Annotated in this window: 21 protein-coding genes and 2 pseudogenes; 7 read left to right on the forward strand and 16 right to left on the reverse strand. The window is 40.7% G+C overall.

Going from position 1 to position 18,195, the window contains the following annotated elements:
• Positions 1-15 precede the first annotated feature (15 nt).
• The 6 genes and pseudogenes from MKP07_RS13720 to MKP07_RS13745 all read right to left on the reverse strand — a co-directional run bounded on the left by MKP07_RS13720 (position 16) and on the right by MKP07_RS13745 (position 4,429).
• Positions 16-753 carry a LytR/AlgR family response regulator transcription factor gene (locus tag MKP07_RS13720; RefSeq protein WP_240847704.1) on the reverse strand — a complete coding sequence of 246 codons (738 nt, stop codon included), beginning with the start codon at positions 751-753 and terminating at the stop codon, positions 16-18.
• Positions 750-1,787, reverse strand: a complete 1,038-nt coding sequence (locus tag MKP07_RS13725) for a sensor histidine kinase (protein WP_240847705.1) — start codon at positions 1,785-1,787, stop codon at positions 750-752. Before MKP07_RS13725 ends, MKP07_RS13720 begins: the two co-directional genes overlap by 4 nt.
• Positions 1,788-1,905: 118 nt before the next feature.
• On the reverse strand, positions 1,906-2,691 hold the full coding sequence (locus tag MKP07_RS13730) for a LiaF transmembrane domain-containing protein (RefSeq protein ID WP_240847706.1): 786 nt from the start codon (positions 2,689-2,691) through the stop codon (positions 1,906-1,908).
• Positions 2,692-2,803: 112 nt separating this feature from the next.
• A pseudogene (locus tag MKP07_RS42500) lies at positions 2,804-3,501 on the reverse strand (adenine deaminase C-terminal domain-containing protein).
• A 53-nt stretch (positions 3,502-3,554) separates the two neighbouring features.
• The gene (locus tag MKP07_RS42505) at positions 3,555-3,947 is read right to left on the reverse strand and encodes an amidohydrolase family protein (protein WP_394803656.1); all 393 of its coding nucleotides are present in this window, start codon (positions 3,945-3,947) and stop codon (positions 3,555-3,557) included.
• On the reverse strand, positions 3,893-4,429 hold the full coding sequence (locus MKP07_RS13745) for an amidohydrolase family protein (RefSeq protein ID WP_240847708.1): 537 nt from the start codon (positions 4,427-4,429) through the stop codon (positions 3,893-3,895). Before MKP07_RS13745 ends, MKP07_RS42505 begins: the two co-directional genes overlap by 55 nt.
• A 132-nt stretch (positions 4,430-4,561) precedes the next feature.
• On the opposite strand from MKP07_RS13745, the gene MKP07_RS13750 reads away from it, so the two are divergent.
• Positions 4,562-6,001: a glycine-rich domain-containing protein gene (locus MKP07_RS13750; RefSeq protein ID WP_240847709.1), complete on the forward strand. Its 1,440-nt coding sequence runs from the start codon at positions 4,562-4,564 to the stop codon at positions 5,999-6,001.
• 28 nt (positions 6,002-6,029) lie between these two features.
• On the opposite strand, the gene MKP07_RS13755 is transcribed toward MKP07_RS13750, so the two are convergent.
• Together MKP07_RS13755 and MKP07_RS13760 are read right to left on the reverse strand one after the other, a co-directional pair.
• A complete protein-coding gene (locus tag MKP07_RS13755; RefSeq protein ID WP_240847710.1) occupies positions 6,030-6,269 on the reverse strand; it encodes a hypothetical protein in 240 nt (79 codons plus the stop codon).
• 270 nt (positions 6,270-6,539) lie between these two features.
• Positions 6,540-6,683: a hypothetical protein gene (locus MKP07_RS13760; protein WP_240847711.1), complete on the reverse strand. Its 144-nt coding sequence runs from the start codon at positions 6,681-6,683 to the stop codon at positions 6,540-6,542.
• Between the two features lie 523 nt (positions 6,684-7,206).
• Here MKP07_RS13760 and MKP07_RS13765 point away from each other — a divergent pair.
• Entirely contained in the window at positions 7,207-7,920 is a 714-nt protein-coding gene (locus MKP07_RS13765; protein WP_240847712.1) for a hypothetical protein, read from the forward strand.
• Complete coding sequence (locus MKP07_RS13770) at positions 7,917-8,204, forward strand: hypothetical protein (protein WP_240847713.1); 288 nt, start codon at positions 7,917-7,919, stop codon at positions 8,202-8,204. The genes MKP07_RS13765 and MKP07_RS13770 overlap by 4 nt, the downstream gene beginning before the upstream one ends.
• A gap of 135 nt (positions 8,205-8,339) precedes the next feature.
• On the opposite strand, the gene MKP07_RS13775 is transcribed toward MKP07_RS13770, so the two are convergent.
• The 4 genes from MKP07_RS13775 to MKP07_RS43755 form a co-directional block, all read right to left on the reverse strand.
• Positions 8,340-8,627: a hypothetical protein gene (locus MKP07_RS13775; protein ID WP_240847714.1), complete on the reverse strand. Its 288-nt coding sequence runs from the start codon at positions 8,625-8,627 to the stop codon at positions 8,340-8,342.
• 2 nt (positions 8,628-8,629) lie between these two features.
• Positions 8,630-9,484: a hypothetical protein gene (locus MKP07_RS13780; protein ID WP_240847715.1), complete on the reverse strand. Its 855-nt coding sequence runs from the start codon at positions 9,482-9,484 to the stop codon at positions 8,630-8,632.
• An 83-nt stretch (positions 9,485-9,567) separates the two neighbouring features.
• Entirely contained in the window at positions 9,568-10,053 is a 486-nt protein-coding gene (locus MKP07_RS43750) for a DUF933 domain-containing protein (protein WP_240847716.1), read from the reverse strand.
• Positions 10,054-10,114: 61 nt separating this feature from the next.
• Entirely contained in the window at positions 10,115-10,663 is a 549-nt protein-coding gene (locus MKP07_RS43755) for a GTPase (protein ID WP_317235813.1), read from the reverse strand.
• A gap of 120 nt (positions 10,664-10,783) precedes the next feature.
• On the opposite strand from MKP07_RS43755, the pseudogene MKP07_RS13795 reads away from it, so the two are divergent.
• From MKP07_RS13795 to MKP07_RS13810, 4 genes and pseudogenes are all read left to right on the forward strand, one after another.
• A pseudogene (locus MKP07_RS13795) lies at positions 10,784-11,922 on the forward strand (PDDEXK nuclease domain-containing protein).
• 14 nt (positions 11,923-11,936) lie between these two features.
• Positions 11,937-12,410, forward strand: coding sequence for a hypothetical protein (locus tag MKP07_RS13800; protein ID WP_240847717.1), 474 nt, complete (start codon positions 11,937-11,939; stop codon positions 12,408-12,410).
• Positions 12,395-13,066 carry a hypothetical protein gene (locus MKP07_RS13805; protein ID WP_240847718.1) on the forward strand — a complete coding sequence of 224 codons (672 nt, stop codon included), beginning with the start codon at positions 12,395-12,397 and terminating at the stop codon, positions 13,064-13,066. Before MKP07_RS13800 ends, MKP07_RS13805 begins: the two co-directional genes overlap by 16 nt.
• A gap of 68 nt (positions 13,067-13,134) precedes the next feature.
• Positions 13,135-13,338 (forward strand): hypothetical protein, encoded by a 204-nt coding sequence (locus MKP07_RS13810; protein ID WP_240847719.1) that lies wholly within the window; start codon positions 13,135-13,137, stop codon positions 13,336-13,338.
• Positions 13,339-13,496: 158 nt separating this feature from the next.
• Here MKP07_RS13810 and MKP07_RS13815 read toward each other — a convergent pair whose 3' ends face one another.
• The 4 genes from MKP07_RS13815 to MKP07_RS13830 all read right to left on the reverse strand — a co-directional run bounded on the left by MKP07_RS13815 (position 13,497) and on the right by MKP07_RS13830 (position 18,063).
• Positions 13,497-13,796, reverse strand: a complete 300-nt coding sequence (locus MKP07_RS13815) for a hypothetical protein (protein WP_240847720.1) — start codon at positions 13,794-13,796, stop codon at positions 13,497-13,499.
• An 83-nt stretch (positions 13,797-13,879) separates the two neighbouring features.
• A complete protein-coding gene (locus tag MKP07_RS13820) occupies positions 13,880-14,272 on the reverse strand; it encodes a hypothetical protein (RefSeq protein WP_240847721.1) in 393 nt (130 codons plus the stop codon).
• 34 nt (positions 14,273-14,306) lie between these two features.
• Complete coding sequence (locus MKP07_RS13825) at positions 14,307-15,959, reverse strand: SusD/RagB family nutrient-binding outer membrane lipoprotein (protein ID WP_240847722.1); 1,653 nt, start codon at positions 15,957-15,959, stop codon at positions 14,307-14,309.
• Between the two features lie 28 nt (positions 15,960-15,987).
• Positions 15,988-18,063: a TonB-dependent receptor domain-containing protein gene (locus MKP07_RS13830; RefSeq protein WP_240847723.1), complete on the reverse strand. Its 2,076-nt coding sequence runs from the start codon at positions 18,061-18,063 to the stop codon at positions 15,988-15,990.
• Positions 18,064-18,195 lie beyond the last annotated feature (132 nt).

Below are 18,195 nucleotides of genomic sequence, written 5' to 3' on the forward strand. Positions count from 1 at the left end.
AACTATTCTATCGCGCTACAGCCCCAATACTCCTTTTAGTTTACCATATCCGTTACGGCTTACATTGATCTTTGCGCCATTTTTCAAAATAGCAACATGCCCGTCTTTTTCATAAGGGTCGATGCGGGTAATTTCCTGGATGTTTACAATAAACGAACGATGACTGCGTACAAACATATCTGCCGGCAAAAAGGATTCAAAAAATGACATGGTCTTATTCTTAAGGTAATAGCCTTCTTTGGTAAATATTTTTACAAAATCATCTGCTGCCTCCAGGTATAATACTTCCTGTACCGGGATGATCTTGATCTTACTGCCATTTTTAACCACAATGCGATTATTGCTTCCGGGTAACTGAGCATCATTCAGTAGTTCTTTGGTATTTTCTACAGCCGCTGGGCGATTCTGTGCCGAAAATTTAGCGACTGCTTTGTCAAAGCGTTCCTGGTCGAAAGGTTTCAACAGGTAGTCAATAGCATGGGCTTCAAAAGCCTTGATAGCATATTCATCAAAAGCGGTTGCAAAAATTACTGCAGGAGGGTTTTCCACCAGTTCCAGCATTTCAAATCCGCTGATTTTGGGCATCTGTATATCCAGGAAAATAAGGTCGGGCTCATGTTCCTGTATTGCTTTCAGGCCTTCAAAGCCATCGCCGCATTCAGCCACTACTTCCAGCTGCGGATGTTTTTTCAGATATTCTTTAACCATGCTCCTGGCTAAAAACTCATCATCTATAATTATTACTTTACTCATACCTGTTGCGGAATTTTTACGGTTGTTTCAAAAATAGTATCGTGTGCAGCGGTGCTTAATAAATCATTTCTGGCGAAAAGCAAATATAGTCTCCTTTTAATAGAAGATAATCCGAAGCCCGTTCCTTTTTGAGGTGCAGCGGTTTCAGGATCGAATGGGTTTTTAACGCTAATGATCAGTTCATTGCCTTCTGAGCGGCAATCGATGGTGATGAGTGTTTGCCCGGTTGTATCATAAAGGCCGAACTTAATAGCGTTCTCAACAATGGGTTGCAATAATAAGGTAGGCAATAAGGCTGGTTTGCAACCCTCGCTGATATCAATTTTTGTTTGCAGTCGGTTGCCAAATCTTACTTTTTCTATTTCAAGATAGAGGTTCAGATATCCTATTTCCTCTTCCAGGGAAACCATTTGCGATTCTTCTTTCTTCAGCGTGCCTCTCAGGAAATCGGATAATTGTTGTACCATTTTGCGTGCCAGTTGAGGATCCAGGCCTATTAGTGCATTGATCGAGTTCAGGCTGTTGAAAAGAAAGTGGGGCTGCAGTTGCTGACGCAGCTTAAATAGTTCTGCTTCCCGGGAAAGTGCTTCTACATCTGATTTTCTTTTGGATTCTTTCTGCCGCTCCTGCCAGTTGTACCATAAAATGGATGCGGTAGTGACGATGGTGAGCACCAAAAAGGCGAAGGCAAAACGTATGATCAATGAGTTGTGTAAAAAGTCGAGATAACTTTTTTGACCGGTAAAAAGGATCTTTAAAAAGCTATTGGAAATCAGCAACCATAAAAGCGATAACACCAGTGAGGATGCTATAACGCCGACATACTGGTAGGATGTTGGCAAATAATATTTAGTAATGTTCAGCACGAGCAGGCTTGCCAGAAGCAACATGGTTATACTAAGCAAGCTGTCACCCAGCACAATACTGATAGAAAAATTTAAATCATTTAAGATCAGCGCCTGCGCATTTACCAGCACCACCCAGCCAATAATTAGCGATGCGATAAATCGTTTTGCTGAAAGAGGTGAGGCCATCGGGTTGGGTTGTGGTTATTTTAATCTAAACTTAAGTCCATGGCTGTTAAAACCATGGACTTTCCGGTTGAAATATGTTGATTTCAGGTACTGGCCGGTCTACTAAGGCCCCTGATTTTTAGAAGCTTTTAATGTCAATACCTCCGAATATTACGGTTCCCTTTATCAAAAGTGTTTTATTGATTTCGGGTAATCCTTTTAAGATACGCTTATCTTTTACTTCACCCATAATCGCTACAGCTTCTGAAATCACGTTCCAGTTAGAGGGCACAATTAAAGTAGCTCCGCCAAATAAGGCTGTAACATCTAAAACGGCGGTTCCGTTCATATCAGCCTGGGAAAGATCGATTTCGGTACCTCCGAATACATTCGTCATATCACCGCCTCTGAAATTTTTAGAGAATACTTTCTTTTTAGAACCACCGAAAATAGAGGTAGTGTCAATATAATCCTGTCCGGAAGCACCAGCAAGGGGAGAGGTACCACTCTCATCAAACTGGATATAGTTTTTAGAACCTTTAGGCCTGAAAATAAAGAATAGACCTGAGCCAATTAAAATAATGGGTAAAATAAACCGTTTTAATTCTCCAAAAACGAAGAACTCGTTAATAAGGAATATGGCGCCGATCAGTACCATGATCATCCAACCCGGCCCTTCGAAATTTTTACGCACCCCTATGAAAAGACCTAATGCGATCAGGAACATCTGCCAGGAGAAAATAAAATCAGGCAGATCTATACCAATACGCCTTAATAAGTAAACGACGCCTATAATCAGCAAGAAACCGCCTATCCAAAGATGGCTCTGCGACTGTTTGGGGCGGAAATTGTTAGGATCTGGCTGCTGGTAGCCACCTGGCTCACTTTTATACATTTCTGTGTTGTATGGATTGTTTTCGCTCATTGTTTTCAATTTTAAGTAAAAATAGCACGCCTTAACTCCCCTTGCAATAGATTTATTGTATGTAAACTTAATATATCGGTGAATGGCGGAGTTGGGTCGGTCAGTAACAGTGCTAATTTTCTGCTACCCTCACAAATTCAAATTTAGTGCCGTCAAAAAGACCTTTATCGCTCAATTTAAGGGCTGGAATCACCAATAATGCCATAAAAGACAAGGTCATAAAAGGAGCGCTTAGCGGGCTGCCCATTTCTTTAGCCATGGAGTCGATAGCGGTATACGCTTTGGCAACTTTGTATCCATCTTCTGTGCTCATTAACCCGGCAACTGGTAAGGGTAGTACGTTTTCTTTAACACCATTAACGGCGCTTACACCTCCTCTTTGGGCTATTACCAGGTTTACGGCTTTGCAGATACTTTCGTCATCTAAACCTACCGCCACAATATTATGACTGTCATGTGCTACCGAAGAAGCCAGTGCTCCTTTTTAAGGCCAAAATTTTTGATAAAAGCAATGGCAACGGGGGCATTTTGGTACCTGTTGACTACCGCTATTTTGAGAATATCATTTTCAACATCGCTAATGATATATCCGCTCTCGGTTTTGGGTGCTGCAAAAAGCTGATGGGTGATCAATTGTCCGTCTAAAGCTTCGATGACTCTTATTTGAGTAGCTCCATCTGACTTAACAGCAAATGCGTCAGCCGTTTTGGTGGCGCAATTAAAGTTATTAACCAGGCCCGGCCTTTGCGATGCAATCAGGGTTTTGCCGTTTTCGGCAACCAGCTGACCGTCAATATAGCTTTGTATCACCTCGAAATGGCTCAGGTCTTTTACCAGTATAAAATCGGCAGGATCTCCTGCTTTCAATAATCCACATCCAGTTTATAATGTTGAACCGGATTGATGCAGGCCGCCTTCAATATTTTGAAAACATCAATGCCTTTTTCTACAGCCCTGGCGCAAAGCTGGTTGATATGACCAGCCTCCAGGCTGTCGGGATGCTTGTCGTCGCTGCAAAACATAATCTGGTCGGGGTATTCGTGAAGCAGCTCAACTAATGCCTCAAAATTTTTAGCAGCGCTTCCTTCCCTGATCAGTATTTTCATACCAAGGCCCAGTTTATCTAAGGCCTCTTCAGCAGTAAAACATTCGTGATCGGTGCTGATGCCGGCATCGGTATATTTTCGGGCGTCTTCACCTCTTAACCCAGGCGCATGACCGTCAACAGGCTTTCCCTGTTCCCGGGCTGCCTGTATTTTTGCAGTACTTCGGGGTCGCCGTTGAGAACACCGGGAAAGTTCATCATTTCGCTAAGGTATTTGATCTCTGGTTTACTGAGCAATGCTTTTACATCATCCACACCCAAAACAGCACCTGCTGTTTCAAAGCTGGTGGCCGGCACACAGCTGGGCGCTCCAAAATTGAATTTAAAGGGGACTGTGTTTCCGTCATTAATCATATATTCCACGCCCTCCATGCCGCATACATTAGCTATTTCATGCGGATCGCTCACCGTTGCAACGGTACCATGTACCACCGCCAACCGGGCAAATTCAGAGGGGATCAGCATGCTGCTTTCGATATGAACATGGCTATCTATAAAACCGGGCAAAATAAAATGATCAAAGCTTTTACCTTCAAGCGGTTCAATACTTTCAATCGCCCCATTTTTTACCTTTATGCTTCCCGGATAAATTTTAGATGCTCCGATATCTACAATATTTCCTTCGATATTCATAGGGTTAAAAGTAACGTATTTTGAGGGCTGGTTATCAGGAAGTTTATTAAATTTCCGGTAAGCCGAATGTACCCAATTGAGTTTGAATTTAGCTATTTGTATATTTGATCATTATTGATCCAAACTATCTTTATGAATCAGCAGCTTTGGAACGAAATACTAGCCTACAACCTGGATACGCCTTTTAGTGAATACGGTTTTTCTTTGAGGCTGGTTAACGAAAATTACTGGACTAAGGATTTTACAGAGCTTGCAATTTTGGAGTATAAGAAATTTATGTATCTGGCGGCTACCTCTGATATGATGGTGTCACCATCAGGGGTTATTGATGTCGTTTGGCATCAACATCTCATATTTACAGAGTCTTATGAAGCTTTCTGTAAAATGCTTGGCAAAAAGATACAGCATGTCCCGTCTACTCACAATAAAGAAGATTTTCAAAAATTCCGTTCGGCAAAAGAAAGAACGGCACAATTGTATGAAGAGGCTTTTGGGACGCCTCCATCTACAATATGGGCTTGCGATACCATGTACGATAGCCTCAATCTTCCCAAGGCTAAATTAAAAATAAGGTCCTTTGTAAATTGGGGTGTTCTGGCAATGGTTGGTTTATTGGTGCCGTTTTATTGGCTTTTAAAGCCTTTTTACAGTCGGTTTGATAATCCTGAGTTTATGTATGTCCTGGTAGCATTAACAGTTGTAGTTTTTGCAGGATTGGAATTTTTAAACCGATACCGACTCACAAAAATAATCGGGCTTTTCAGTCGGGAAAGTTTTGCATATAGTTTACGGCCTATGGAGCTTGTCTATCTTAAGACTCAAAAGTTAGAGAATATAATCAATGGGACTTTAAATGAAATGTTTGAAAAGGGCATGGTTTACATGGATAAGGATGATAGGATAAGCACGGGTGTTGATCAAAAGCGGAGCCTGAATGAGGACGAAGCACAGGTAGTGATGACTTTGAATGAAACAGGTTCGACATTTTATTCGATATTAATGGCTACGTTGAAAAGAAAGCCTGTTTTTAGCAATATTGCCAATAGTATGGATGCTTTTAAAAAGTACGTTTATAAATCCCGGAAATTTAGCCAATTATTTTACCTGAATTTTTCTATTATCGCCATTTTGCTTCTGCTAGCTTTCACCAGAATTATTACGGGCATTGAAAGAGATAAACCCGTCTTTCAAATTGTGATATGTACTGTTCTCCTGGTTGTAGCGGCAATATTTTTTCTAATAAGGTTAACCGGGCAATTAGGCACCAATAGTATACCCCGGTTATATAAAGATCAGATCCTGCCCTCGAGACCGGCGGAGAATAATTGGCAGTGGACCTATTTTTTAATGGGAGCTGCGGTATTGGATATTTCTTTAACGGCTGTTATAGATAGAGGGGGAGAAACGGGGCTGATAGTACTGGTTCTGGTAGTGGTGATGATGGGTCTTCCTGCGGTAGTAATTGTGGAAGCTCATGCAGTAGTTGCGGGGGATGCGGAGGAGACTAATATTTCAGCTATTAGTAAAGGGCAAAAAAGAGAGGCGCTAACCTCTCTTGAAATAATTTTTTAGTTGGTTAAAATACCCTCTTCCAGTTCCGTTACCAATTGTTGCAAATGTTGCCCGATCCATTCAGGAATCGTCTGTTTAGAAGATATTGACCAGTCATTGTCATTTTTGCTAAGCCTGAAAAAATACGGTTTCCCCTATCATCGGCAGTATCTACATCAAAAACATAATCGCCGGCATTATTGTTTTTTTTGTAGTTAAACTCCCTCAATCTTCCGCTGATTTTTACCAACCTGCTAAAGTGTATGATTTTTACAAATGATGTATGCATTTTCCAAATAAGATATTTAAATACCTCGCAAATATTGTACCGCCAAGATGAGTTTTAAAAAGTACAGTATAGGCGAGAGTGCCATTAACCCGTCTAAGGTAAAATAAAATAAATAATCATTCTTGGTTTTTATGGCCCGATTGTACAAGGAAAAAGTTAAGATGATAGGAATCAACAAAATAAAATTATCCACAACGCCTAAATCGGAAAAATAACCAATGAATAAAGCTGTAACGATGTTAAGTATTATGAAAATATTAAACACTATTTTTATTTTTGAGGCGGTAATAGCGTCACCAGGCTTTTAACACCTGTTAGTTTGTCGTAGTCTTTATCCCTGAGATCAAATAGTATACATATAGGAAAAATAAGTGTAAAACGATTGATAAAAAGATGGTATACACAGGGTTCCATGGTTTTTCTACAATAAAAAAGGGAAGGGCCGATGTAACATAGGTCCACATCAATGCGAGCAATATAGTTTTCCCCAGAATAAACTTTTTGAGCGTTGTAAAGGGCCGAAAGGGGAATTTAGGCGCAGTATACAGCAGCGTTAAAAAGATAGCAGGAAGTATCCACTTGATGTACCCCAATTCCTTCGCCAAAAAGAAAGCACAACCAATGGAGCTAATGACAAAGAAAGTAGCATGAAGCCTTTTGTTTTTGCTGAGCCAGGGAGTACGGGATGCCGTCGTTTCTGTAGTCTCATCGGTAAGATACCAGTGAATACTATAACTAGCCAGTGTTGAAAAGAACAAAAAGCCCGCGAAATGGGCCGGCGGAAAACCTAATGAAAAAACATGAGTGCTATATCCAGCCATTGCCACTGCACAAAGGGCTATGAAAATGTTGCTGAAAATGATAAAATCAAAAAACTTTCTATTGTAAGATGCCTGCAATGAAATTACTTTTGTTGCTCAAAAATATTTAAAAATACATGGATATCGGAGACAACCTTGCCAATGAAATTTTCAGCGGTTCATTTGATTTTGATAAAATCTGTCTGAAGGTATTCAGTTTTCAATATGAGCATAATCCTATTTATAAAAAATATGTTGATGCGTTGAAAATAGATGTGTCTAACGTAAGTAAGCCTTCAGATATACCTTTTTTGCCCATTCGTTTTTTCAAAACCCATGACGTTGTTACAACGGTTTTTGAACCGGAAACAATATATGAAAGTAGCGGTACTACAGACACAATCAATAGCAGGCATTATGTAAAAAGTAAAAATATCTACGAAAAAAGTTTTTTGACAGCTTTTGAGCATTTTTATGGTAACCCGGCAGAGTGGTGTGTATTGGGCCTATTGCCCTCCTACCTGGAGCGTCAGCATTCATCGCTGGTTTATATGGTAGAAGAATTGGTACAACGTAGCCGCCATGAAAAGAGTGGCTTTTATTTATACGATTTTGAACAATTGAATGAAACGCTGCGGGCATTGGAGCAGGCAGGACAAAAAACGCTATTGATTGGAGTGACTTTTGCTTTGCTCGATTTTGCGGCACAACACCAGCTATCATTGCAACATACGATGGTAATGGAAACCGGCGGTATGAAAGGCCGCCGTAAAGAAATGATCCGGCAGGAAGTGCACGATGTATTAAAAAGGCTTTTACGCTCCAGGAAGTGCATTCGGAGTACGGAATGACGGAGTTATTATCCCAGGCTTACTCTAAAGGAAATGGTTTGTTTCAAACCCCGCAATGGATGCGTGTACTGTTGAGGGATGAGGAAGATCCGCTTACAATAAAACCCAACACTGGTACAGGTTCAATAAGGGGATTGATCAATGTGATTGACCTGGCCAATATATATTCCTGCAGCTTTATTGCTACCGACGACCTGGGCGTTTTATATGGAGACAGTCATTTCGAAATAACAGGAAGAATGGACAATAGCGATTTGCGGGGATGCAGCCTGCTGGTTGTTTAAGTTTTTTTCTTTTTGGTTGGTTTAATGTTCCTTGGTGCAGCAAACAAACCGGCGAGCTCTGACAGTGATTGACTGATCTCCACTGTGTTGAGGCTAAATAGGGAGACCCCCATCTTTACACATGCAGCGGCAATGTCAATAGCTTTCTGAATGTTCTGAAGCTGTTGGTAGGTCTTCCAACCTAGAGGTAACGCTCTTAATAGACTCAATCGATGTTTCTATCTCGTCCATTACGAGTGTAGCAGATGTGGTATATAATTCATCCGACCGGTTGAGTAATTGCTTGTGATAACTTTTCAGGTCTTTTTTCTGACTCGCATTCAGCTCTTCGTCATGCTGGATACGATAGTCGCCTACTGCTTTTGCAAAAGCAAGAAATTGGTCAGCAAGTGCTGTTATCTGTTTTGAAGTTAAGGCAGCCATTACTATAATTTTTTCAGGGTGTTGAATTCGGTGATTAGTTTAGATAGGGTGGCAGAGTAACCCGCCAACTTGCCTGCCAGGTTCAGGTTTTTATCATTTAAACGATACCTGTTTTTGTTCAGCTCATTATGGCCTTGCGCAATTGTGCCTAATTGCAGGGATAATGTTTCAATACGTTTGCGGATCATTTCAAGTTCGGTTATTGAGCTGTTGTATTGTTCAATGATCAATTTCTTTTCGTAGGCTGAAATGTCCTTATTCTGAAAAAGGTCGAAGGTGTAGGCTTTCAGTCTTTCTTGTTGGGTGTTGAGCCTGCCTCCCAGGTTACCCACCAGGTTGAACTGTAGGGCTTCAATGATCACCTGCAAGGGCTCATTTGCTTCGGCTATGTATTGTTTTAGTTTCTTTTTGCGATACCGGTTAGTAACAGCATTGGTAAGGGTTGTGGCTATTTTTTGAAAAGCCACAGCCTGTCTTTCGGAAATGATAATATTACCTATTTTGCCTGCTGTTATATTACCCGCTAAACCTTCATAACTATAGCTGGTCAATTTATTGTCGGATAGTTTAATAAGACCCTCCATGTAAAAATTGGTAACCGAAAACAAGTTTTGTATAACACTATCCGCTTTGGCTTCCAGGCTGCAATTACAGTCATTCGCTAACAGCTTTTGCTCGTCTAATTGCTCGTATAAACACTTATCCCTGCAAGCCTTATTAAAACTGTAGTCAAGGGTTTCGAAACTTTGCAGGGCTTTTACTGAAGCGGTACTGTAACCTGATACATACCTGAGCGATGAGCAGCTCATGCAAAAAAGCAGGAGCAGGCAACATAATGGTGGCGTAGGCTTCAGCATTTTTAATCTTTGCTTAAAGTTAACCTACTTTAATAACAAAACCCGGCATAAGCCGGGTTAATAAGTCTCATATATTGTTATCATTAAACGTTAAACCTGAAGTGCATCACATCTCCGTCTTTTACCAGGTATTCTTTACCTTCAATTCTAAGTTTTCCTGCATCTCTTGCAGCTGCTTCCGATTTATAAGTTACATAGTCGTTATAGCCAATCACCTCAGCTTTTATAAATCCCTTTTCGAAATCGGTATGAATTACTCCAGCACATTGAGGTGCTTTCCACCCTTCATGGAAGGTCCAGGCGCGCACTTCCTGTACGCCAGCCGTGAAATAAGTATTTAAGCCCAACAATTTGTATGCAGAACGGATTAAGCGATTTAAAGCAGGTTCTGTCATCTTATATTCATCCATAAATAAAGCTTTGTCATCCGGGTCTTCCATTTCAGATATCTGCGCTTCAATATTATTGTTCATTACAATAATTTCTGCACCTTCTGCCTCGGCTGCTTGTTTTAGCGCTTCAGAAAATTTATTGCCTGTGTGCATAGATGCTTCATCTACGTTAGCCACATACAAAACCGGCTTGTCAGTAAGTAAAAAAGATCGGCAATGGCTACTTTGTCCTCTTTGCTTAGATCCAGAGCCCGAATACTTTTGCCTTGCTCCAGGTGCGCTTTGCAGCGTTGTAAAACCTCAACTTCAGCCTTGGCTTTAGGGTCAGTTTTAGATTGCTTTTCTTTTTTTGAATTTGTTTTTCTACGCTATCCAGGTCTTTCAGTTGTAATTCTGTGTCTATAATTTCCTTATCGCTAATGGGGTTTATGGCGCCCTCTTCTCTAAGCACATTATCGTCTTCAAAACAACGAATTACATGTATTACGGCATCTACTTCGCGAATATTTGCCAAAAATTTATTACCCAGCCCTTCTCCTTTGCTGGCCCCTTTTACCAGGCCTGCAATATCTACTATTTCAATTTGAGTAGGTACCGTGCGATCGGGCTGCACCAGTTCTGCCAGTTTTGCAATACGCTCATCCGGAACATCTACCAGGCCAACATTCGGTTCGATAGTACAAAAACGGTAGTTGCTGGCCTGCGCTTTGGCGCTGTTACTTACCGCGTTAAATAAGGTTGATTTTCCTACGTTGGGTAAACCTACTATCCCTGCTTGTAAAGCCATATTATTTTAATTTGAATAATAATGTTTTTTATTAAATCTGGTTCATTCACCATAAAAGTCTGCAAAGGTAAGTATTTTAAGCGGAGGCTAACTCTTACAATAATCTTCTTATTTTTGGTAATGGATTTTAAAGGGCTGCTTTCTTCCATTTCAAAAACCCATGTATTGCTACAGCGATCGGCTGTAAATGCGGTAAACCTGCATATTACACTTCGTAACTGGCTTATCGGGTTTTATATTTTTGAGTACGAGCAGAAAGGCGAAGACCGGGCGAAATATGGTGATCTGCTTTTGGAAAAGCTAGCCAAACGCATTAAGATCAGCGGGCTTTCTGAAACAAATCTGAAAAATTTCAGACGGTTTTATCTTTGTTATTCCTCAATAGGTCAGACAGTGTCTGCCGAATTTCAACAGTTAATACCAATAGGTCAGACAGTGTCTGACCTATCTAAGCCAGTCGTAGCAAGTGTTTCAGGCAACCGGATTGTATCTCCGATAAAAGGAGTTACTGCTGCTCAATACAAAAAGCATGTTGTCCAGTTATTTGCTACGGCCTCTTTTTCGCATTTCACTGAGCTCATTAAAATAGACGATGCTTATAAGCGGCTTTATTACGAAATGCTATTGATGAATACGCAGCCATCGGTAAGAGATTTAAGAAGAGCCATTCATACTTTGTCTTATGAAAGAACGGGTCTATCGCAGAATAAGAAACTGTCTCTACAGGAAATTGAGAAAAAGATAAAGCCTGCACAGGCTACCGATGTGATCAAAGACTTTTACTTTTTCGATTTTTTACAATTACCACAATCGGAGACAATACATGAAACAGAGCTTGAAACAGCGCTGTTAACGCACCTGGAAAAATTTATCCTGGAGTTAGGAAATGGCTTTTGCTTTGAAGCCAGGCAAAAAAGATTGCTGATCGGCGATGAATATTTTTTGTAGATATGGTATTTTATCACCGTATTTTACACTGTCACGTGCTGATAGAGTTAAAAGTAGAAAAGTTTGTAAGCTATTATGCTTCGCAATTAAAAGCATATCTCAATTATTACGAAAAGAATTGCAGGACCGAAGGTGATAACCCGCCTATTGGTATTTTACTGGTAACAGATAAAAACAATGCGATGGTAGAATATGCAGGAGCTACTGTTGAAGAAAAGATGTTTGTATCTAAATATGCGGTAGTGTTACCTACCAAAAAGCAACTGGAGGACTTTTTGAAAAAAGAACTCAGGAAGTATAAAACAAAATAAGAGAATTAAACAGTATGGTATTAAGCAGAATCTGGAGTGCCTTCATCATTATAGCTTTGGCAGTGGCTGTAGGTAGGTTTGTGTTTCAGGATGATCAGAAACAGATATTTACGCAAATGGTAACGGGCAAAAGTGGCGATACGACTTTTGTTCAAACGGTAGACTCATTACTATTGCCGGCTTCAGTACACAGCCAAATAACAGCCGGACTGAACGGAGTAAAGTGGGAGGGACACCAGGTGATACCTGCGGGCAATGGACAATTTAAAATTTTTAAGCTGCAATCCACCAACGGTGTTTTTGAAACTACCAAGGATGCAGTTACGCTATGTATAGGGCTGATTGGGATTATGGCATTGTTCCTCGGTTTTATGAATATTGCTGAGCAGGCAGGCGGCGTGCGTTTTTTATCGCGCATTATCGGCCCTTTTTTTCAAAGATCTTTCCCGAAGTGCCCAAGAATCACCCCGCCATGGGACATATGGTAATGAACTTCTCGGCCAACCTCTTAGGATTGGATAATGCAGCTACGCCATTTGGGATTAAATCCATGGAAAGCCTGCAGGAACTCAATCCTGATAAAACTAAAGCCACCAACGCGCAGATCATGTTTTTGTGCCTGCATGCATCGGGCTTAACGTTAATTCCAACCGTTATTATTGCCGATAGGGTAGCCTTAAAATCGCAGTTTCCCACCGAAATTTTTATACCCTGTATGATCGCCACTTTTGTAGCAACTATAACAGCCATGGTCATTGTATCTTTTAAACAAGGCATTAAAGTATTTCAGCCTGTAATTGTAGCGTGGGTGTTGGGGATCACTGCCATTTTCACAGCGCTGATTGTATATGTACGCATGCTGGATGCAAAAGGCATTCAATTGTTTTCTACCAGTTTAAGCAATGGATTGATTTTGCTGATCTTTTTATTGATCATAGCAGGTGCTATTTACAAAAAAGCGCCTGTATTTGATGCTTTTGTGGATGGCGCTAAAGCTGGCTTTGAAACAGCAATAAGGATTATTCCATACCTGGTGGGTTTGCTGGTAGCCATCAGCTTACTAAGAAACAGTGGGGCTTTTGATTTTATTATGGAAGGCATCAAAGCCATATTTGCTTTTTTGGTGGCGATGCACGAATTGTAGATGCTTTACCAACCGCCATTCTAAAACCCTTCAGCGGTAGTGGCGCCCGCGCCATGATGATCGATACATTGAAATCTCACGGGCCGGATTCTTTCGCCGGTAACCTGGCTTCGGTATTTCGTGGTTCAGCTGATACCACTTTTTACATCATTGCTGTTTACTTTGGCGCAGTGGGTATCAAAAATACCCGCTATTCAGTAAGCGCTATGCTGCTCGCAGATCTGGCGGGTATTATAACGGCGGTGGCGGTGAGTTATCTGTTTTTTGGATGATTGTTAGGGAGATGATTCTATTAATATTCTTCTCATTACAGACTTTCCGTGATTTCTATTGTAAGCGCCCAACTTTTTTGCACATAAAAATACCCCCAAAAGCATTTTGGCTTGTTGGAGGTATAGTAAGAAGTTTTATTACTCTTATTAAGCGATCTTTATTTAGTATAGAAGAAGGAAATAAATGGTCGCCTAGGTTCTGTCGTACCTGCGAGTCCGTTGTAGCCCATAGCAAATCCTGTATACTTTCTACCAGTATTAAGTGTGTTAACACCATCATAGGTGGCTATTGCAGTTCCTGCAGTTCCTGAGCCGGCAGCCCTGACAGTCCACACTTTATTGGTTTGGGAGGTGTCAATCGAAAACTCCGGACTGCTTGCAAGGTATGCAATATTGGGAGCTAAAAGCGTCGGGCCAAAATATAGATCTATAGCTGGCACATTAGGCATTAAGTTCACAACTTTGAATTTAGGTAGTGCACGCTGGTCAATCGTCAAGTCTTCTTTAAAAAGCGCTGTTTTGATATTGGCTCCAGTATCCGCTACATGAAAGGTATATGTCCGGCGTCCGCTAAATTAATAGTGCCATCATAAAAGGTGACAGAATCATTGCTGGTTCCTACATTCGGAATGCTAAATTTTATTTTGTTGGTGCCAACAGGTACCGCTAAATAGTCTCCAGTACTAAGCCCGCTGGTATTAAAGCCCCCTCCGGGATATGGATATCTTGCCGTAATTAGCCCACTTACTTTTGTTTCGTTGATTTTGATCTGAAAACTTGGATTTGCACGCTTTACGGAGGTGTAATTTATTTTCAACCTGGCAAAGTGGCTTATATCTGTATCGTATGTTGACTTCATCACTTCAGCTAAATCTTGTTTACATGCTCCAAAAACTGTTGCCAACAGTAAGACTGCTATAAATGTTTTTTTCATAAAAATATCTTTTTGGATAATTTTTGATCTGATATTAGGGTTGTACGATCCATAGTGTTTTGGTATGATAACTTTGGCTTCCTTCTCCCGCTGCGCCTATTTTCTGTAGAGAGACTTGGTTCCAAACATTCTCCGAATTGAAACGAGGATAGTATCTATAAACGAAAGCACTTGGATTTCCTGGCCAGGGTTGATTTCCTGCAACTCTGATATTAAGTGCGTATCCACGATAAACCTGTTCATTGGTTTGCGGGTCTATATCAGTATAATGATATCTTCTCATATCCATCCAGGTTTCCAGAATGCCATGCCCAAACATTGCAATATATTTCTGCATCATTATTTTAGTTAGAGTTAAAGCATTGGGGTCAGTGGGGACGATTGCAGGATTACTTAGGTAAGCATTGCGATTTGCAGTAGTAATTTCTTTCCCAGCTGGTATCGCGAGGTTATATACTGTAGTTAACATGTCAAAATGCGAATTGATTCCATCCTTAAACGCCTGCAAAGATGTGGCCTTATCTCCTTTTTTGAAGGCCGCCTCTGCTTTGATAAATTTCATTTCAGCCGCTGTCATAACCGGTATGGGAGAGTTATTTCTGAATATAAACCGGCAGTTTTGGTCGTTTGCAGGGCTTGTATTGGAAGCTGTTGGATTCTGAGTGATACCGTGAAAATTTTCTGGTCTGTCTGCGGCTGCCAACACAGCCTGACCTGCTCCGGAAGCAACCCCAACTATTGTTCCGTTGGTGTTGCCTCTCAACATGTACCACGCTCGGGGATCAGGCACTCCGGCAAATTCTGGGTTTATGCCATTAAGCATATTTGCAATGTAGGCAGCTTGTCTAATTCCTGTCGGGTTTGCTGTTGTAGTTCCTGCAAAATTGGCTCTTAATGGCCCAAAGAAATTATTCGTAGCGCTTAAAGCGGTGGCCGCAAATTTTACACTGGCATTATCTGCTATCGTGGTCATTGCCCTATCTGCATAATAAATTGCGGAATCCGGTTTGTAAGAGGCTTTATTGGAGAAATGATTATAGTAGCGTGCTAACACTCCGTTAGCGAATTTCTTCCACTTTTCAATATCTCCGCCATAAAAAAACTGATCCGCTTCTGCAAGTTTGGGGTCTGCAGTAGCTTTATTGAGATTTTCTAATGCTTCGAAGGCACGCAATCTTATGCGATCATAAGCTGCTTCTTCAGAATCGTAATTGAATGTAGTTAAACTCGTATTAAAAGCCTCGTTTACTATTACTTCTCCATAATAATCTGCCACGAGCATCCATCCCCAGGCTTCAATCGCTTTTCCTATTCCTACCAACCCCCATCTTTCTTGCTCCGCTGCCCATTCCATCATTCGCTGGTTATTCTGACCAATGTCATAATAATGTGTACGCCATGTAGATTGTGCAACATCACCCACGCCATTATTATAGCCCATGGCATCAAAAGTGCTGTTGGCAAGGTAAAAAGAAAAGTTTTGAATATAAGCACCCACATATCTGGCATCATTCAGCGGACCGTGTCCTGCATAATTGCCAGCCATAGAGGCAACTATCTGGGGTAAAAGGGTTTCCGGCTCAACTTTAGAATAACTGTTTGGGCTAAGATAGGCATCATCTATCATTTTACTACAACCTGTTAAAATAACGGCAGCAGAGAATATGATCGGAATAATTATTTTCATTTTGCTAAATTTTAGAGTTGGGATTAAATTAAAAACTGGTTCTGAGACCCACATTCACGCTTATAGGCATACCTACATTTCCGTAATCGAAGCCAAAACTACCCACACCCCTGGATCCCGCTGTGGTCCCATTTACCTGCGGATCAGCTCCTGTGTAATTCGTGAATAGGATTGGGTCAGTAACAGTTGCGAAGATGCTTAAGGATTTCATTACCTTCTTAAACGGTCTTATGTTGTTCCCAAATTGATAGGCAACTGTAATATCCCTTAATCTGAACCAGTTTACATCTTTTTGGATAAACTCTTCCTCCGGCATGTTAAGATTGTAATACGCATTGTTGTAATAAGGTGTTACTACGATTGTATTAATTGTTGGATTGTCTGTATTCTCCAGGCCATCCTTCAAAATTCCGTCAACTATTCTGGGCACTTCTCTATCTGCAGTCCGCATGCTTCTTCCCATACCAGTTAAATAGTCATCTGTAGCATTAAAAATGTCACCGCCTACTTTTAAATCCCAAAGCATACTTAGCGTCCAGTTTTTATATGAAAGGTTATTAACCCAACCCAGTGTAAAGTTGGCGTTTCTATCGCCTCTAACCTTAAACACCTGATCGTTTACTGGTAAGCCATTAGCCGGGTCTATCAATATTTTACCATCTTTATTTCTTTCATAGCCATAGGCTGTAATGGTAGTTGTTGGTAAACCTACTGCGCCACCACCTCTGGCATTCCCGTATAACCAAGTGTCAGAAATATAAAATTCAGGAACGTTTGGAGGTAACGATGTTATTTCATTCCACATCTTGTTGAAATTGAAGCGGGTTTTCCAGTTGAAATCACTACCCTTAATCGCGTCAAGCGATACAACAAGCTCCACACCTTGGTTATTATTGCTACCAACGTTCAAGGTGTTCAATACGAAGCCTGTTCCATAACTAGCCCGAAAATTCTGAACGATAAGGTTTTTATTAGACGTGTTATAATAGGTAGCGTCTACGCTAAGCCGATTCTTAAATAACCTAAATTCAGTACCCAGTTCAAAAGTGTTCTGACGTTCAGGCTGGAGGTTGGGATTAGCATTGGTGAAATCATAATAGAAACCACCTCCGCTACCGGTATTGAAAAGGAATATAGATTGATTAGCATAGGGACTGGAAGAACGTGCTGTGTTTGCTAAAGATCCCCTAATCTTCCAATAACTTACTGGTGAATTTTTGATCTCTGGGATCAGGTCAGATAGGATCATACTGATACTCGCTGCTGGATAATTGTATTTCCTGAATTGTTTCGGGAAAATAGACGATTCTTCAAAGCGGTGAGAATAGGTAAAGAAAATTGCATTGTTCCATCCAATCATTGCTTCTCCAAAAGTGGCGAACTGTCTGTTGATTGAGTAATTCGGTTCTCCATTTCTAAACTGTTGATTAAATAAAATAACCCTTGTCGCCGGATCTGTATTGGCGCTGTCTGTACGGGATGCACTTTTTAGGTTGTTGCCATTTATTGACCAGGTTTGCGTCTCATAGTCCTGCCACATTGTACCAACCAATAAGCGAGTGGTAAACTTTCCAAACTCCTTTCTAGCCGTCGCCGTAATCGTATGATTATAGCCATAGTAATTAGTGTAATAATTTCGTTGAACACCTTTTTGAGCCCTCGTGGTATAAAAAGACATGGAATCGTACTGTTGATAGCCTTCAGTTCTATAATAATCATATCCGAACCGGCCGTTCACTGTTAACCATTCGAAGGGCTTTATATTAATTCCCAATGTACCTGTCATACGATTCGTTTTATCTTCTCCAGGGTTTTTGTAAACGTTATAGAAAGGGTTGTCTATTTCTCCGTTAGGATTTGCATTAAACAGTGGGTCTTTCAATCCATTCGCATCAACATAGTTTCTTATATCGTTGTTTGCTGGCCAGGTTAGGAGGTTCAGTAAATAACCACTTGCGCCCCTAAGTACTTTATTGTTGGATGTACTTGCATAAGAGAAAGCTGGAGCTATATCTACATATTTCCCGATTTTAGTACTATTACTAATCCTTAAATTATATCGCTTATAACCGTTGGCAGGTATAAAACCGTCTTGATCAAACAAAGAGCCCGATACTCGGAAATTAGAAACTTTGTTACCGAAATCCAAAGCCAGGTTATGTGTTTGGGCAAAACCAGTTTTAAAAAATTATTTTTATTATCAAAAAGTTGGTCAGCCTCGGTGTAGGCTGGTCCA

This window comes from Paraniabella hibiscisoli (assembly GCF_022512515.1).
GTDB lineage: Bacteria > Bacteroidota > Bacteroidia > Chitinophagales > Chitinophagaceae > Niabella > Niabella hibiscisoli.

Excerpts from the sequence above, each read along its gene's own strand:
- MKP07_RS13750 (WP_240847709.1), top strand. The coding sequence starts at position 4,562 with ATGAATCAGCAGCTTTGGAACGAAATACTAGCCTACAACCTGGATACG.
- MKP07_RS13745 (WP_240847708.1), bottom strand. The coding sequence starts at position 4,429 with ATGAATATCGAAGGAAATATTGTAGATATCGGAGCATCTAAAATTTAT.
- MKP07_RS13730 (WP_240847706.1), bottom strand. The coding sequence starts at position 2,691 with ATGAGCGAAAACAATCCATACAACACAGAAATGTATAAAAGTGAGCCA.
- MKP07_RS13780 (WP_240847715.1), bottom strand. The coding sequence starts at position 9,484 with ATGCTGAAGCCTACGCCACCATTATGTTGCCTGCTCCTGCTTTTTTGC.
- MKP07_RS13775 (WP_240847714.1), bottom strand. The coding sequence starts at position 8,627 with ATGGCTGCCTTAACTTCAAAACAGATAACAGCACTTGCTGACCAATTT.
- MKP07_RS13770 (WP_240847713.1), top strand. The coding sequence starts at position 7,917 with ATGACGGAGTTATTATCCCAGGCTTACTCTAAAGGAAATGGTTTGTTT.
- MKP07_RS43755 (WP_317235813.1), bottom strand. The coding sequence starts at position 10,663 with ATGGCTTTACAAGCAGGGATAGTAGGTTTACCCAACGTAGGAAAATCA.
- MKP07_RS13765 (WP_240847712.1), top strand. The coding sequence starts at position 7,207 with ATGGATATCGGAGACAACCTTGCCAATGAAATTTTCAGCGGTTCATTT.
- MKP07_RS13725 (WP_240847705.1), bottom strand. The coding sequence starts at position 1,787 with ATGGCCTCACCTCTTTCAGCAAAACGATTTATCGCATCGCTAATTATT.
- MKP07_RS13825 (WP_240847722.1), bottom strand. The coding sequence starts at position 15,959 with ATGAAAATAATTATTCCGATCATATTCTCTGCTGCCGTTATTTTAACA.
- MKP07_RS13755 (WP_240847710.1), bottom strand. The coding sequence starts at position 6,269 with ATGCATACATCATTTGTAAAAATCATACACTTTAGCAGGTTGGTAAAA.
- MKP07_RS13820 (WP_240847721.1), bottom strand. The coding sequence starts at position 14,272 with ATGAAAAAAACATTTATAGCAGTCTTACTGTTGGCAACAGTTTTTGGA.
- MKP07_RS13800 (WP_240847717.1), top strand. The coding sequence starts at position 11,937 with ATGGTATTAAGCAGAATCTGGAGTGCCTTCATCATTATAGCTTTGGCA.
- MKP07_RS13805 (WP_240847718.1), top strand. The coding sequence starts at position 12,395 with ATGGGACATATGGTAATGAACTTCTCGGCCAACCTCTTAGGATTGGAT.
- MKP07_RS13760 (WP_240847711.1), bottom strand. The coding sequence starts at position 6,683 with ATGGAACCCTGTGTATACCATCTTTTTATCAATCGTTTTACACTTATT.
- MKP07_RS13720 (WP_240847704.1), bottom strand. The coding sequence starts at position 753 with ATGAGTAAAGTAATAATTATAGATGATGAGTTTTTAGCCAGGAGCATG.